Origin of the sequence: Rhizobium sp. CCGE 510, from assembly GCF_000292525.1 — a bacterium.
GTDB lineage: Bacteria > Pseudomonadota > Alphaproteobacteria > Rhizobiales > Rhizobiaceae > Rhizobium.
Window position 1 is genome coordinate 51,644 of record NZ_AEYF01000048.1, and the last position, 15,282, is coordinate 66,925.

General features: G+C 55.5%; 12 protein-coding genes and 7 pseudogenes. 11 read left to right on the forward strand and 8 right to left on the reverse strand.

The genetic code is table 11. From position 1 onward, the window contains the following. Window positions 1–36 precede the first annotated feature (36 nt). Complete coding sequence (locus RCCGE510_RS28595) at window positions 37–504, reverse strand: avidin/streptavidin family protein (protein ID WP_007636079.1); 468 nt, start codon at window positions 502–504, stop codon at window positions 37–39. Between the two features lie 183 nt (window positions 505–687). On the opposite strand from RCCGE510_RS28595, the pseudogene RCCGE510_RS28600 reads away from it, so the two are divergent. Then, a pseudogene (locus tag RCCGE510_RS28600) lies at window positions 688–873 on the forward strand (transposase domain-containing protein); the annotation flags it as partial. Between the two features lie 163 nt (window positions 874–1,036). On the opposite strand, the pseudogene RCCGE510_RS33885 reads toward RCCGE510_RS28600, so the two are convergent. Then, window positions 1,037–1,197, reverse strand: a pseudogene (locus RCCGE510_RS33885) (IS6 family transposase); the annotation flags it as partial. Between the two features lie 154 nt (window positions 1,198–1,351). On the opposite strand from RCCGE510_RS33885, the gene RCCGE510_RS33890 reads away from it, so the two are divergent. From RCCGE510_RS33890 to RCCGE510_RS34555, 4 genes and pseudogenes are all read left to right on the forward strand, one after another. Then, complete coding sequence (locus RCCGE510_RS33890) at window positions 1,352–1,588, forward strand: hypothetical protein (protein ID WP_240539717.1); 237 nt, start codon at window positions 1,352–1,354, stop codon at window positions 1,586–1,588. Further along, window positions 1,581–2,059: pseudogene (locus tag RCCGE510_RS33900) on the forward strand ((2Fe-2S)-binding protein). The gene RCCGE510_RS33890 and the pseudogene RCCGE510_RS33900 overlap by 8 nt, the downstream one beginning before the upstream one ends. Beyond that, complete coding sequence (locus RCCGE510_RS28615; protein ID WP_007636088.1) at window positions 2,056–2,817, forward strand: N-acyl homoserine lactonase family protein; 762 nt, start codon at window positions 2,056–2,058, stop codon at window positions 2,815–2,817. Before RCCGE510_RS33900 ends, RCCGE510_RS28615 begins: the two are co-directional and overlap by 4 nt. Then, window positions 2,814–3,731: pseudogene (locus RCCGE510_RS34555) on the forward strand (molybdopterin cofactor-binding domain-containing protein); the annotation flags it as partial. The gene RCCGE510_RS28615 and the pseudogene RCCGE510_RS34555, both read left to right, overlap by 4 nt. Window positions 3,732–4,139: 408 nt before the next feature. Here the strand turns inward: RCCGE510_RS34555 and RCCGE510_RS28625 are convergent. Beyond that, window positions 4,140–4,949 carry a helix-turn-helix domain-containing protein gene (locus tag RCCGE510_RS28625; RefSeq protein WP_192815365.1) on the reverse strand — a complete coding sequence of 270 codons (810 nt, stop codon included), beginning with the start codon at window positions 4,947–4,949 and terminating at the stop codon, window positions 4,140–4,142. A gap of 1,017 nt (window positions 4,950–5,966) precedes the next feature. Between RCCGE510_RS28625 and serA the strand changes: the two genes are divergently transcribed. The 3 genes and pseudogenes from serA to RCCGE510_RS28645 all read left to right on the forward strand — a co-directional run bounded on the left by serA (window position 5,967) and on the right by RCCGE510_RS28645 (window position 9,582). After that, window positions 5,967–7,205 carry a phosphoglycerate dehydrogenase gene (gene serA / locus RCCGE510_RS28635; RefSeq protein WP_007636094.1) on the forward strand — a complete coding sequence of 413 codons (1,239 nt, stop codon included), beginning with the start codon at window positions 5,967–5,969 and terminating at the stop codon, window positions 7,203–7,205. 174 nt (window positions 7,206–7,379) lie between these two features. Next, window positions 7,380–7,895: pseudogene (locus RCCGE510_RS28640) on the forward strand (IS5 family transposase); the annotation flags it as partial. A 772-nt stretch (window positions 7,896–8,667) separates the two neighbouring features. Next, complete coding sequence (locus RCCGE510_RS28645) at window positions 8,668–9,582, forward strand: hypothetical protein (protein ID WP_007636098.1); 915 nt, start codon at window positions 8,668–8,670, stop codon at window positions 9,580–9,582. A 357-nt stretch (window positions 9,583–9,939) separates the two neighbouring features. Here the strand turns inward: RCCGE510_RS28645 and RCCGE510_RS35730 are convergent. Then, window positions 9,940–10,154 (reverse strand): annotated as a pseudogene (locus RCCGE510_RS35730) (hypothetical protein). A 77-nt stretch (window positions 10,155–10,231) separates the two neighbouring features. Between RCCGE510_RS35730 and RCCGE510_RS28655 the strand changes: the two are divergent. Further along, complete coding sequence (locus tag RCCGE510_RS28655) at window positions 10,232–10,804, forward strand: hypothetical protein (RefSeq protein WP_157179955.1); 573 nt, start codon at window positions 10,232–10,234, stop codon at window positions 10,802–10,804. A 40-nt stretch (window positions 10,805–10,844) separates the two neighbouring features. Here RCCGE510_RS28655 and RCCGE510_RS28660 read toward each other — a convergent pair whose 3' ends face one another. Next, the gene (locus RCCGE510_RS28660; RefSeq protein WP_037080152.1) at window positions 10,845–11,024 is read right to left on the reverse strand and encodes a hypothetical protein; all 180 of its coding nucleotides are present in this window, start codon (window positions 11,022–11,024) and stop codon (window positions 10,845–10,847) included. An 88-nt stretch (window positions 11,025–11,112) separates the two neighbouring features. On the opposite strand from RCCGE510_RS28660, the pseudogene RCCGE510_RS28665 reads away from it, so the two are divergent. Further along, a pseudogene (locus RCCGE510_RS28665) lies at window positions 11,113–11,352 on the forward strand (helix-turn-helix domain-containing protein); the annotation flags it as partial. A 313-nt stretch (window positions 11,353–11,665) separates the two neighbouring features. Here RCCGE510_RS28665 and RCCGE510_RS35735 read toward each other — a convergent pair. From RCCGE510_RS35735 to RCCGE510_RS28680, 3 genes are all read right to left on the reverse strand, one after another. Further along, complete coding sequence (locus RCCGE510_RS35735; RefSeq protein ID WP_116275685.1) at window positions 11,666–11,986, reverse strand: hypothetical protein; 321 nt, start codon at window positions 11,984–11,986, stop codon at window positions 11,666–11,668. A 233-nt stretch (window positions 11,987–12,219) separates the two neighbouring features. Beyond that, entirely contained in the window at window positions 12,220–12,555 is a 336-nt protein-coding gene (locus RCCGE510_RS35305) for a hypothetical protein (protein ID WP_052029510.1), read from the reverse strand. A gap of 907 nt (window positions 12,556–13,462) precedes the next feature. Then, window positions 13,463–14,374, reverse strand: coding sequence for a LysR family transcriptional regulator (locus RCCGE510_RS28680; protein WP_007636110.1), 912 nt, complete (start codon window positions 14,372–14,374; stop codon window positions 13,463–13,465). Window positions 14,375–14,615: 241 nt separating this feature from the next. Between RCCGE510_RS28680 and RCCGE510_RS28685 the strand changes: the two genes are divergently transcribed. Next, complete coding sequence (locus tag RCCGE510_RS28685; RefSeq protein ID WP_037080154.1) at window positions 14,616–15,281, forward strand: ABC transporter permease subunit; 666 nt, start codon at window positions 14,616–14,618, stop codon at window positions 15,279–15,281. The last annotated feature ends 1 nt before the right edge of the window (window position 15,282 follow it).

Here is a 15,282-nt window from a genome sequence, read left to right on the forward strand (position 1 = left end):
ATCTCCGACGGGCCAGCGCCGGCAGGGCAGAGGAGATTAGTCCTTCAAGAGGCTTTTGTTCTCGGTCGTCGGCACGTACTGGAAAGTGTCTTGTCCTTGCTCAATGGCCGGTCCGGAGCCGCCTTCGTAAGCGAGGTTCCAGCTCGTAACTATCTCAGTGTTGTTGCCGTTGACCTGTGCGTAGCCGGTCCATCCGGTTGCGGAATTGCAGTTCTCCGTCGAATTGTTCCAGCCGACCGAAAATGCGATGAACGTCCCGTTTACCCTTCCTGTTAGCGGATAGGGCGAGTTCTGGCATCCGGTGCCCTGTGCTCTGTTTACATATTGGCCGGAGACATTTCCGAACGAGTCGACTTGAATGATCATCGTCGAGCCGGACTGGTTCTGCCAACTGCTGGAAGCCGGTGCGATGCTTGAAAAATCCTTGAAGTTGCTTGCATCGAAAGCAAGAGCTGAGGTTGCTACAGCAAACACAAGTGCTGCAACTGCAGTAGTACGGATCATGGTTTTTCCTCCTGATGTGCGCCGACCGTCGGCGATCGTACCGAAGGTTGCATATAATCTCGTAATAATCAATCAATCCGAGTAGCAATTTACCGGGTTGAGAAACCCGAAAGACGGGCCGCGCCTTGCGCGGCGCGGCCCGAGAACGAGCATCGGGAGTGAAGACTTACACCATGCAAATTACGAACGGGATAGCGCAACGCTAATATCTTGACCATCATTGAAACGGACAAACTGCATGGCCGCAACCCCGAGAGCTACCTCACGGACGTCCTAACCCAGATCAAAGATTCACCGGTAGATAGGCTTGAAGACCTGTTGCCGTGGAATATGCTCCCGACGGTCTCCACTGCGCAAAAGGCCGCCTGATGGCTCGTTCGATGCATATCTGCACGATCGAAGACGTCGCCACCATGACCGGCGAGAACCTCGAACTGCTCAGAGAGATCGTATCCATCCGAGCAGGGCCGCGGGATTTTGGGCGCCGCGCGTTGTCACCAAGCGCTCCGACCGAACGACGGCGTATGTCGTTGGCGAAGGCTCGGCCGAACTTCTCCGCCCACGGTCGGATCGTTTGATGCGAGACAATGATCCCGCGGCTGCCAGCATGTCCTCGACCATCCGTAGGCTGAGAGGAAAGCGGAAATACAGCCAAACGGCATGAGCGATCACCTCGGCGGGAAAGCGGATCACGGTGTGTCATAGCCCGTGATCGGACATCGAAATCCAATTTCCGTTAGTTTACGATGCCATCTCCTCACCTGACGGTTGGGTGTTGCCGCCCTCGAGTGGCGAAATCGCATTGCTTGACATTCCTATCAGGGCGTCTGACGTTCGCGTTGGCATGATGGGCGTTGGTGAAACCCCGCTGCGGCTTGAAGAGATCGAGGGCATCATCGAGGGGACGGATGTTTCCGAGCCGGTTCTCGATACGGTGGCGGATCGCCTGGCTGGAATCCTCACGCCCAGCACGGATATCCATGCCTCTGCAGATTACCGCAGGCATCTCTCAGGCGTCCTTGCCAAACGCTTCGCGCCGCCTGGAGCCGCGCGAACCACGAAAGGCTTCAAGCGAGATGAGTGAGAAGACGATCACCGTCAGCGTCAACGGAGCGTATATGACGCGCACGATCGAAGCACGAACGCTGCTGAGCGACTTCCTGCGCCAGGACCTTTGCCTGACCGGAACCCATGTCGGGTGCGAACATGGCGTTTGCGGTGCCTGCACCGTCATTCTCGATGGAAGGAGCGCACGCTCCTGTCTGACGCTTGCAGTGCAGGCGACGGGAGCGAAATCGAAACCATCGAAGGCCAGGGAAGCGTCGATAAACTCGGACGAATCCAAGAAGCGTTCCGCCAGCATCATGGCCTGCAATGCGGATTTTGTACGCCCGGTTTCATCGTGGCGATCATCGACCTTCTTCGCCACCATCCGCTGGAAACCGATGAGAAGATCAGGGAAGCGCTGTCGGGGAACATCTGTCGCTGTACGGGATATGAAAACATCGTCAATGCCGTCCGCGAACTGGCTAGGGAGAGAGGACCTCTGAGATGAAGATGCATTTTCTTGAAGGCGGCCGGCTCCGTATGCGCCGGTCCATCTACGTCCCCGGGGCACCGAAGGAAGAAGCGATCGAGTTGCCGGTTCACGCCACCCTGGTGCGCCATCCCCAAGGCAACGCGCTGTTCGACAGCGGATGCAGTCCGGAGGCCGCCATCGATCCAGGCGCGCGATGGGGCGGGTTAAGCAAGGTTATGACTCCGATCTTTTCACCAGAGCGGACGGTCGTTCATCAGTTGAAGACTCTTGCTCTAGATTCCGAGGACATAGATGTTGTGATCTGTTCACATCTCCATCCCGATCATTGCGGCTGCAACTCGTACTTTCGGCGCGCAACGATCCTCTGCCACGAAGCGGAGGCGCAGGCCGCCACGGCAAGCGATGCAGAAAATCAAGGCTATCTTCGAGGAGAATGGGACCAGCCCCAGGGTTTCCAGACCTTCAATGCGGAGCATGACGTCTTTGACGACGGGCGCATCGTCTTACTGCCCATGCCGGGTCATACCCCCGGAATGACCGTCGCCCGTGTCGAGCTGGAAAAAGATGGTTCATTTATACTCGCTTCAGATGCTGCGCCGCTCCAGGCGAACGTCGACACCGGTATCGCTCCAAGAAATACTTGGAACAACGAGCTGGCCGCAGAGGCACTCGCTTGCCTGAAAGCTCTTCGGGAGCGGGGAGCTACCATCATTTCCGGCCACGACGACGCGCAGTGGCAAGGGTTGCGAAAGGATGTGGAGTTCTACGAATGAGCCAGCAGGACCACTCCGTCCAGCTGCGGCCCAAACTTGTCGGCAAGCGGGTCAAGCGCACCGAAGATCCACGTCTGCTGACGGGTGTTGGTCAGTATGTCGATGACATGGCGCCGGCCCGTATGTTGCATATCGCACTGCGACGCTCCGACCAGCCACATGCCCGAATCTTGAACATCGATGTCGGCGATGCGTTCTCGGTGCCCGGCGTCGTCGCGATCTATGACGCGAGCGACCTGGAAGGAGAGATCAAACCTGCCATATCGACCTCGCGTATGCCTGGTTATTACGCCACCCCCCTATGGCCACTTGCACGCGGGAAGGTTCGATATGTAGGCGAGCCGGTCGTCGCCATTGTGGCGGAAAGCCGGTACGCGGCGGAAGACGCGCTTGAACATATCAGTATCAAGTACGAGCCACTGCCCTTCGCTATCAATGCGGTCAAGGACGATGCACCCCTCCTGCATGAGGAGGCAGGCACCAACACGATCATCCGCCGCGAGTTCAAGCGTGGCGACGTCGACGCGGCGTTCCAAGGATGCAGCGGTCACCGTGAAAGGCAAGTTCCGGATGACGCGGAAGACCGCGGCTGCCATGGAGAACCGGTCCTATCTCGCCGAATGGGAGAGCCGGAAACAATCGCTCACGCTACACGTCCTCCAATATTCCGGGCGTGATCCGCGATGTGCTTTCGGGTTGCCTCGGCCTCCCAGGAAACACGCATGCGCGTCGTCGCCCCCGATGTGGGAGGCAGCTTCGGCGGCAAGGGCTCGCTCTAAGGCGAAGAAATCCTTGTCTGTGCGCTGGCACGAAAGCTGAAGCGGCCGATCAAGTTCATCAGCGATCGACTGAAAGATCTTTCCGCGACCAGTCAGGCCTTCGACGAACTGATCGAGGCCGAGCTGGCGGTATCGTCCATACCGAAGCAAATCTGCCGAATAATATCGGCGGCTTTCGCGGCATGGGCGAAGGCGGCACGATCGGCGCGCCGGCGGCGATCGCAAGCGCCGTCTCGGACGCGCTTTCTCACCTCGGCGTGTCGGTAGAACGCTGCCAGTTACTCCAGAGCGCATTTTCCAGATGCTTCGCCATAAGAGACTGTTCCCCGATACGCCGGATTGACCCCGAACATCGCGTTTTTTGGAAATCCCTATGGGACAAGAGACCCTTCAAAGGTCAAATGGGTACCTCAGGATATAGTCGGTGTCCTTGGAGGAGATGGGCTTCTTGCACTCGGAGCAGACCACAATGGCGGAAAAATCCTGCCCGCAGGCCTTATGCCGAAGCCGCATCGGTGGCTTGCCATCTGAGAGCCACCTGTCTCACCAAGCCATCATGACGAGCATGGGCTTGTACAGATCGAGGCCGATTTCCGTAAAGCGATACTCGAAGCGTTCGCCCGCATTATAGGGAACTTTGCGCAATACCCCTGCCTGTACGAGCCGGGCGAGACGGTCCGCGAGAATGTTGGTCGCAATGCCGAGATTCTCCCGCATTTCCTCGAAGCGGCGAACACCGAACCAGCCTTCTCTCAGAATGAGGAAGCTCCAACGATCGCCAATGATCGCGAGCGTCCGCGCGACGGAGCATGGCCGCACTCTTTCCAAAAGTGTCGAATCTGAGATTCTGCGAGATGTCGGGCGCGTCTCGACCGGAGCATACCCCGCGCCCGGTCCGTCGCGAGGCGCAACTTCTTTAGCCGTGAAAGGTTCGAGACACTCGCAGCAGACAGTGATGGGATGGCATTCACACCCACAACTTTTATGAATCAACTGTAGCGGGGCTTCGTTGCCCCCTGTCAACCACTTGTCGCCGAACTCCATGAGCGAAAGCATCGTCGGAAAAAGATCTTTACCTCGGAGGGTTAGAAAATACTGTTGCCCCGGCTCGTTGGGCCGCTTTCCGGTGCTGAGGATCTCATTTGCCACAAGGCTCGAGAGTCGGGACGAAAGCGTTTGCCGTGGAATTCCCAAACGCTCTTGAAATTTGTCGAACCGACGCACACCGAAATAGGCTTCTCGAAGAATCAAGAAGTTCCAGGTCTCGAAAACAATTTCCATGGTTCGACGAACCGATGATTGCCGCTGCATTAACAGGGGTTTTTCAACATCGGGTGAGGACGCAATGTTCATGGGCAGCTTTATAAAATTGTTCATCGGACGAGGCCGAATTGATGATGGTTCACAATATAGAAAAGGCATCAGGTCTAATATTGAAAGCTTCGGACCCATAAGAAGCGGCGATCCGATCGCAGGCGATAAGTCAGAAAGAAGGTCTGCAGGTACTCACACAATAATCTTGTCATCAGGTGCGGCGTGACCGCATTAAACACCCGCGGCAACTGGCACTGACGCTCACGCCTTAGCCTCAAGGCGCCGGTGGGGCTCCGTCTGGGAAGACCTGCAGCACCGCTGGCGCTCGCGCTCTTGGGGAGGAAGGTCAACCAACCTAGACGTTGCATTAATCAGAGCGACGAACTCGCCGGTGAAACCAAGTCCGTAGGTGGCGACATACGTGCGATCGGCGCAAGGAACGCTGGTCATGCTGGCCGACATGCCTGGGTTTCAACAGCTGACATAAACTCGCTTATTGAGGCTTTCTTTGCTCATCGTTGTCGACCGATTATTGTCGCGACCTGCGGGAGCGTTCGCGGGAATCCCGTGATCCTTCCCAGGTCTCTCTTGGGCGAGGTCGCCAATCTTAAGGGCGACCTTGGAGCACGAAATATTATCCGAGGCTCCAATCTGCCGGTCGTAGAAGTCGATATCGGTCCCTCAGCATTGCACGATGTCGACACAATGGAAGCATTGGTCGCAGCTGGCGGTATCGTATCCTGATCCTCAGCAACAGCGAAAGTTGTTTGTCGCCACCTTGTCCCGGAACTCACGTATTGAGAACGAGGAGCCGAGGGACATCACAATAGCGGCGACGGCCAGATCTACGGCGCTTTGTCTATGCCAGATCCACGGACAATTGCACATCATAACCGACTTCGGCGGTAGAACATATGGCTCGCCAGCGGACAGTTCCGCATTGCCCAAAGATCTATATCATTTGCTAGATGAGTCCACAAAAGCTCACAGACAGGGCAACAGGATTCAGTCACATTGTCGGTATATTAATGAATTCCGAAAATCGAGAGCAAACCAATGTCCCGACCTCTTTCGCGTCCGCGCGACCGGATTTCCGTACTTCTGCTTGAAGGCATCAGTCAGAGCGCGGTGGACTACTTTTCGTCATCCGGCTACGTCAATCTCACGCATCTGCCGAAGGCTCTGGATGACAAGGATCTTAAAAGTCATATAGCCGAAGCACATATTGTGGGAATTCGCTCACGCACGTATCTGACAGAGGAAATCTTCAGATCGGCTAAGAAGCTCATGGCCGTCGGCTGTTTTTCTGTGGGGACAAATCAGGTCGATCTGGATGCGGCCCGCCGACGCGGGATACCCGTGTTCAACGCTCCCTATTCAAATACGCGCTCGGTCGCCGAGCTTGTGATCGGTGAGATCATCATGCTGACCAGGCGGATCTTCCCGCGTTCGGCTTCGGCTCATGAAGGCGGATGGGAAAAATCTGCCGTCGGCAGTCGTGAGGTGCGCGGGAAAACGCTGGGCATCGTTGGCTATGGCAATATCGGTTCGCAGCTTGGCGTTCTTGCGGAAAGTATGGGCATGAACGTGCGCTATTTCGATCCCTCGGACAAGCTTCGCCACGGCAATACAGAATCGATGGCGACGCTCGGGGCACTGCTCGAAATCTCAGATTATGTGACGATGCATGTTCCAGAGACCAGTTCAACGCGAAACATGATCACTGAGGCTGAACTGCGCCGAATGAAAAAGGGAGCCGTTTTTATCAACAATTCCCGCGGGACCGTGGTCGATCTTGAGGCGCTTGCGACGGTTTTGAAAGAAGGGCATCTCGCAGGCGCGGCTGTGGACGTGTTCCCGAAAGAGCCGGCATCCAATAAAGAACTTTTCAAGACGCCGCTACAGGGTTTGGACAATGTAATTCTGACGCCACATATTGGCGGCTCAACCGAAGAAGCCCAGGAGCGCATCGGAGGGGAAGTCTCAAGGAAGCTCGTCGAATATTCGGACGTCGGTTCGACGCTGGGCGCGGTCAATTTTCCCCAGGTTCAACTGCCTCCGCGACCGAACGGCACACGTTTCATCCATGTTCATGAAAATCGCCCTGGCATCTTGAACAGTTTGAATATGATTTTTTCGTCCCGCGGACTGAATATCGTCGGCGAATTCCTGCAGACCTACGGCGAGATGGGTTATGTGGTGATTGAGGCCGAGAGCATTGGCCAGAGAGCGGATGACATCCTTGATGAGATTCGCCAGATTCCGGGAACGATACGCGCTCGATTGCTTTACTGACCCGGTGGATTGTGCGTCATTTCACTTTGGCCTGAACGTTTGCGAATTCACGCCTTAGAGCCCGATTTAAAAGAAGTTGAGCGATAACAGGCAGTTGTGATTCCTATTGGTGCTAAATCAAATGAGGTTTCGATGAGCTGGACTGCTATCGCTCGCCGTGGGCATGACTGAGACGTGCTTCGTTTTCCAAGTGATTTGAAGGACCGGGAATGGGCGTTGATCAAACCGCTGATCCCGCCAGCGCGTCGTGTCGGGCGGCGTCGGACGATGAATATGCGCTCGGTCGTGGAGGCGATCCTCTATATCGCCTCGAGCGGCTGCCAATGGCGCATGCTGCCGGGCGATTTTCCGCCGGTTTCGACGATGCGCGGTTATTTTTATGCTTGGCGCGCGATCGGACTGTGGCAGAGCATCAACCAGCTTCTGGTGATGGCGGCGCGGGAAATCGAGGGACGGGAGGCGCAACCGACGGCAGGGATTATCGACAGCCAAAGCGTCAAGACCACGGAAAGCGGCGGAATATCCGGCTATGATGCAGGCAAGAAGATTAAGGGCCGCAAGCGTCAGATTGTCACCGATACGCTTGGATTTCTGATCTTCGTGTTCATCCATGCTGCCGACATACAGGATCGCGACGGCGCACCCCATGTCCTCAAGGCGATCCGCCGCCGTTTTCCGTGGCTGCGCCACATGTCACTGGCGGCGTGACTGCAACACCAAGGGCGACCAGTCCACCGGGCCCTTAAAGTGCATCCCTGACCGGAAACGTGTCTTAACCGTAGTGGTGAAGCCGCGCCTGATGCCGCCGGCTGTTCAAAAAGGGAAAGCACCAGCCCTACCGAAACCTCTTCTGGTATCTACTGCAATGGACTTGTAATCGACAACGGGCAGGCCTTTTAAACTATGTTCGACACGCCCAGACTAACGACTTTCAGCGGATCGTTGCCATGTATTATCTATGACAATTTCGTCATCGATATCGATATCGATATCGCATAACTCAATGCGCGAGCAGGATGAGTTGAAAATGTTTAGCTAACTGACTGAAGCGTTACGTGCCGCATCCCTCGAATTACATGGCACGGGCTCCAATGAACGTGCCCGGCCAGCCACATAACTGCTCGTCCGAAGGTTTCGACAGCTCGCCGGACGTTAGCGTGGTCAGGATGAGAAGCCCATGTGGGGTTCTCTTGAAAATGAAAATTGCCACCGGACTGTCCGGAAAACGGCGCATGGGTCGCTATAATCGCAGGGCGCTGATCGGACAGTAATGCAACTTCCAGCGTGGAGAAGCGTGTTGCCTGCAGCCAAACGTCATAATCCGGCTTCCCTTCGGAATATGACCTTTCCCGCGAACGCTCGGCAAGATAGTACTCGACACAGTACCCGTCGGCATTCTACTTAGTGACTGGCACGGTTGTTGCGTCGTCTCACGAAAGACAGCCGTTAACGAGAGGTCACGATGATTGACGTATGCTCGATGGGGATCGTGTTGTGCGGTGGGTACCTTCTTGCTGCATCCGCAGGCAGACTCGGCGGCGCTGAGAATGTCTTATCTGACTCGCCATTGTCCGCGGCTGATGTATCGAGTTTCGAGACTTTCATAGTTCGCAGCCCACCGACATCACTCAATCTGGATCCATTTTATGCCAAATATGCTGACGCAGCGGGCATACCTATTATTTCGTCAAACAAGGTTCCAGACACGGCACTATTGATCTCACGTGACATTGTCCTCTACATGTTGTCAGAACGCCGTGATGTCCGCGATGCTTTAATCCAGGCTGGAGCGCGGGTGGGCGTCATGGCAATTGACGAGACGACGACTGATATTCCCGAGCAGCGGGATTGGAAGAAGCCTCTTCCCGATGATCCACGTCTCACCCCTGACGAGCGGCGGGATTACGCCAACACGATCGGCAAGATGACTGCCCGAGACTACTGGGCACAAAGGGCGCGCGGCATGGGCGGGCTCTACACGACGGGAGCTGTGGAGAATTTGATGGGCGTGCCGGGCACGCGGTATTACGGCGGGAACATTCTTGTTCACGAATTCTCACATAATATTTTCTACGCGCTGCGCACGGTAGATCCTGATCTCGTTGCACGAGTTGAACGTGCCTATTCGCACGCCTACGAGAAAGGCCTCTGGGCGTGTTCCTATATGGAGAACAACGTCGATGAGTATTGGGCCGAGGGCACGCGATTTTGGTTCAATACGAACTTGGCTTACAGCCGAGGCAATCTCACCATTGCTACATCAGAAGAGTTCGAGGCTCACGATCCAAGCCTCTATAATATCATGGCCGAAGTCTACCGCCATGACCACCACATTCTGGCGGATGTCTATTACCGGCATTCGGCGAAGTCGCAGTAATGTCCTTTGGTATTGACTGCCGGCCTCATGCTGCAATCCCGCTGGAGACCCGAACTATCGCTGATCGTCCGTGATTTGTCAGAGCCAGCCATAAATTTGAGTTTCCGTTCAATTGAAGCGCCCATGTTGTTCCCACGGGTGCATACCAAGTACTTCGTGACCGCTGGAATTGGCTCCTTGTGCAACATCGAGACCAAAGGCGTAAACTTCTCCCCATGACGTCTGTCCCCTTGCTGGCGACACCGGCCGCGGCGCAAAGGGCGATGTCACCGGCTTGAACATGCCACGCCGAACCCATCCTGGTTTAGCGGTGCTGGAGATGATCAGTGTTGTTAAGCCGTTGAACGTTTCGTGGGCCTATTCTGGCGCATCTTCGAGGAGGCCGTCATAGACTTCCATGAGCGCGTTGTTGATAGCCTGTCCAAGAGCATGCTTCCCGGACTGCGTCTTCGGTTCCATCACGCGCGGCCTTGGCTAGATCAAAACCCTGTTTCGCCGACAATCTGCTTGGCGACCTCGATCGCCCAGTTACCAAAGCCATCCCGATTGTCTATATTGATGCATTCTTCCATTGTTCGTCTCATCTATCTATGCGGACCTATTTTGGTTCGGCCTGATCCTATGGGCTGCTTTTCTCTTGAGGGCGCGGATGGTTAGGGAAAACAACTGGATCAGCTCCGATCCGCTCCTTAACCGTCTGCAAATACCTAAACCCTCTGCTTTTCTGAAAATGCCTATTATTCTTTTTGGAATTGCTGCTGTCTCGCTTTTCGCGATTGTGGGAATTCTATTGCTCACAGTCGACGAGAAATGTGCTTACCTGCAGAGCAGTCTCAACACCTGCATGCCTCTTATGAAAGATTTCGCATTAAGATTTTTCCCGAAAGAGATATTGAAGCTATTCTCAATTCTCGTAACGACGGTCGTTTTTCTAGCGCTTACGGAGAGGATTTCTACCAAGATCTCCCTGTTTGCTTTGGTGTTCAAAAGCTTAGCGGTGGTCGCGCTGTCATCCTTTTTGTTTGCGCTTTACACGGTAGTCAACGACACATCAATTCCTTACGGAGCCACTAAAGCTCCGCCGCTGCCTGTCAGAACGGGCTTTCTGGCTACAGTGATCGCAGCGATAACTATATTTTGGCTAGTATTCATTCCATACTCGTCGCTGCGACAGCGAAAGCTCCTTTCACGCCGAAAGGGTGCCGACTCTGTAATTGTCTAAGCATTATTGATCAATGCCATCCGAATATGCTGATCACCTCTTACACCTTGATCACAACGCCTTCGACACACATCGCAAACTTTGGCATCGACAGTGCAGCTTTTTCTGACGTCGGTCGTGTGCCCGAAACCATGACCGCCTTGAACCAGTTCGAACTACCGACCCGTTGATTCTCAGCATCGAGAGCAAAGCCTGGCTCGTTGGCAAAGTGTCTGGCCATTCCTGCGCGCCATGGAGGTAAAATCTCCTGTTTCTGCAAAGTTGGAATGTCACACTCCCCGCGTCTGACTGGCGCCAGGGAGATGCAGATGGGATTGATTGCGATGAGCGAACGTGATCTGCAGCGGATCGAGGTTCTGTCGAAGGTGATCGCCGACCGGATGACGCTGGTGTCGGCGGCGCATGTGCTTAATCTGAGCGAGCGCTAGGTGCGGCGGCTGCTGGACCGGATCAGCACTGACGGTGCGGCGTCGATCCGGCACATGGCGATCGGCCGACCGCCGAACACCCGGATCAGCGATGGTGTTCGGGATCATGCGGCGACGCTTCAGCCTGGTGGATACCATTAGCGTTTGGAGTCGTGAAAATGCCGCCTGCAAAGGCGTCTGCCTATTTCGAACCTCTGGACGAGGGGTCTTATTACCGAGTCTTCCTAAGGCTTCGGAAAAGACAGGAGATCTTCGGACGATTGGAACGGAAAATTTCGCCCTCGTAATCTCGGCGCCTCCACACGATCAGCCTTGGACCTGACCGTATCCTCAGCGGAGCAGGTGACCAAAATCTCGCCGATCAGTTTCCATTGTGCTATGCGGCTTTCGCCGCCGCCTTGGCCTTTATGGATCGAGGCGGCCACCGGTAGACCTACTTGCGCAGATAGCTCTTCCTCCCACTGTCGGTCAGGCAATAGCGCCCTCCCCTCGGTCCCGTGCAATAGCTCCCTCCACGGCAGGAGCATTCTCGGGAGACGCTCGGCTCCATCTCCTCTGTGTCAGAACTCAACAGTCCGGCGGGGCCCATCGTCGCTTCGCAGGACTTCTTGCTGGCACTGACGGAGCCATCACGGCAAATGAAGGTCTCACCTTGGCAGTGATCGACGCCTCCCTTTCGTCCGCTGCAAGGAGTATTCCCGTGTGACGCCTGCACCGCCACGGACGCGACGAGAAAAAGGCTCGTGGTCGCGATCTTGGTCGCGCGGGTCCAGAACAATCCAACGTTTTGAAAACGATATTTTTGCGAAATCATATTAAAGTTACCCGCACCAAGGCCTTGGAGTTGGGGGGCAACCGGTCGCTCCGCATACAAAGGGAACGGCGAGGCCCTCACTGATCAAGATTTGCCCGACGTCGCGACCGTCAACCTCAAGCTTGCCGCAACTCCGACCGTAATTGCATTTCTTGGTCCCTTGGGTGCCGGGCTTACACGAACACGCGCAAGCTAACGTTGGTCGACGCCGCGTGGCCTACCAGTTCCCGCAGCCGCTCAGAGGCACGGTTCCCTAGCTTGGCCTCGTTTGAACACATCGGCTCGAACTTCTCCGGCGTATTGAAGCCAACTAACCTCACTCGTGTCCCATTGTTCAAACGTATTGTGTCTCCGTCGGTGATCGTGAAATTCGCTCTACCTTTTGAAGTCGGAGATGACACATTGGTCACGGTACTTGGTTCACTTGGAGTCTGAATATTGCCGACGTTGCCGCCGAAAAAGCTGGCGATCAAGCCGACGACGAGGATGCATCCGATTACAATCAGCAAGCTGTCTCGCCCCGCACCAGAGACTGAGCGAAAAGGATAGCGTGGGCGAAAGGGATTCCGGCTCCGGAAAGGATTTCTCGGGCGGAGCGGATTGCCGAGAGGGAAAGGATTGCGTCGGCGTGATGTTCGAAGGAGCGGCGCCCGTGGTGAATTTATTTCGCTCACAGGCTCTTGGCGCGGCTGACGTGGAAGTGTTCCGGCTTGAGAGATCACTTCGAATTTCGGCGACTGCTCGTGCGTGAGACGTTTCAGTATCGCGAATTGTTTTTCACTCACCTTTGTCCGGACCCCATAGCGGCCCAACTTCTCGCGCATGTCGCTTAGAAACTGTCGCTGCCATTCTGTTGCACGTCCATCCTGGAGTACCTCGCCAATGCGCCGCCGGAGGTACGCAATATCTTGCTCGCTCAGCATATCCTGCCCTGATGCGACCTAAACAGAGCAACTACGCTGGGGCGCATACGGCAGGCACAATCAAGGCTCACTGAGCACACGGGGCCCTCGACCCGTCGATCCCGGACGACTGCGCACGTTCGACAGAGGGGATCGTCGCGGCGTGGTCATCGATACGGGGTGTGAATGGTATGTGATGACGGACACCGGTCGCTCCGATAGGTATCAAGGATCAAACGAACCTTGACCGTCGGCCAGCGTGCGCTCGAGCGCACCAACACGATCGCGCAAGAAGCAGCAGACGAGGAACGTCGCCGCCGCGAGGAGAAGACCGACGGCTGCGCAGGCTTAGGCTCGCAGCGGCCGGGGCGACGCCGCAGAAGTAAACAGAGGGAATCCCAATCGCGATTCCACCTAAAATCATCCCGCTCTAGCGTTTTCGCGCATAATTCGCAGTTCAGCCTGACTCGCAATATCTGTTCTCCATTGCGATGTTCATACCTCGATGCAATCGTCAAGCAGCCCGATCTGTCAAAGCCGCGACTATCTCTTCCAGCGCAAATCTCAGGCCATCACTCAGCTTTCGATCTTTTTGCCAGATGACGACGTAGTGATATATTGCCCCTGGCTGAAATCGGCGGAACGCGACGCCGAAGTCAGCATATTCTCTCGCGATGATCTCGTTCGTAATCGAAACGCCGATCCCTGCCATGACATAGCCAATGTCGTGGCCATTCGCGTCATATTCCACGGCGATGTCAGGAGCGGTTCCCATATATCGAAGGGCATTGACGCTCATTTGATGAGAGGCAAATTGCGGGTCGATGTCGATGATCGCCTCGCTAGCAAGATCTTCCGCAGTGACAAGCTGCTGTGCCGCAAATCGATGGTTGGCCGGAAAAAGACATACGTTGGTGGCCGAGCCGACCGGCATCCAATCAAGGATGCGCTCGTCAAGAGGCAATCGGGAGATGCCAAGATCCGAGCGGCCGCTTAACACGTGATCTGCGATCTGCTGATACGTTCCTGTTTTCACCTGAACGGCGTAAGAGCGGCTTCTCTCCCGGATCCTTTTGACCACTCTCGGCAAGGTCGCGAAGGAGAAAGCGCTTGGCGCCGCGATGCCGATCATTCGCGTATCGTTGTTCCGCAGGAAGTCGATTGACGGTCCGATCCGATCAAGCCCGGCAAACGCCGCGTCGATTGTGCGCAGAAATTCCCATGCCTTGACGGTTGGAACCAGCCTGTTGTTTTCCCGGCGGAAGAGCGCGAAGCCGACGGTCTCCTCTAGCTGCTTGATGTTCTGGCTGACCGCCGGCTGGGTTATTCGCAACATCTGCGCTGCAAGCCTTTCCGAGCCGGCGCGCATGACCTCCCGCAATATTTGAAGGTGGCGGATCTTCACTCCGGAGTCGGTGATGTCCATGGCCGAAATCTCAATAGTGATAGAGCGACGCGCCTCATAAGTTGCGCTTATCAAAACTTCCTGAATCTTATAAATTGACGGCGCCAAGTCAAAGTATATTTTTGACATACGCCAAACTTAGAGCGCTGGTTAAGCTAATAAATCCAATCTACCCTCGGTTAAATCTCGGCAAACTCCTAGTATATTCCGGGAGAATACCTTTCCGATTTCGGTGCGCTCGCAAGCATATTGGAGGACTGCATTGTACGCATTTGTAGATCAATTTTTATCTGGATTGAAGAACACACTTTTAGTGTTTGCCTTGAGCTGCGCTTTCGGGACCCTATTAGGTTTGCTTATTGCCGTTCTCCGCAACTCGACCCGCAAGTCGGTTTCATCGTGCATGCGGGCCTACACGGGCATCATCCGGGGTGTTCCGGAACTTCTGATCATCCTCCTGACGTATTTCGGCGGAACCGCCTTTTTGAGCGCGATTGCCGGTGGCTACATCGAAATCAATGCATTTGCGGCCGGTGTCGCGGCATTGACCGTCGTGTTCAGTGGGTACGCAGCGGAAATATTCCGTGGTGCGATCAACGCGGTTGCACCAGGCCAACGCGAGGCTGCAGCGGCGCTCGGGCTTTCGAACTCGCAGATTTGGTTTCTGGTCATCATTCCCCAGATGATCCCGATCGCTCTGCCGGCATTCTGTAACCTTTGCATCTCCTTGATAAAGGATACATCGCTGATTTCCGTCGTCGGGCTGACGGACGTCATGCGCGTCGCCTATATAGGCGCTGGCTCACTGCGCGCTCCACTCCCCTTCTATCTCGCAGCGTCGGCAATCTACCTCGCCCTCACAAGCCTGTCCCTTCTTTCGTTCCGGCTATTGGAGCGCCGCTATTCGCTCCCGGCGATGAAAGGTTGAG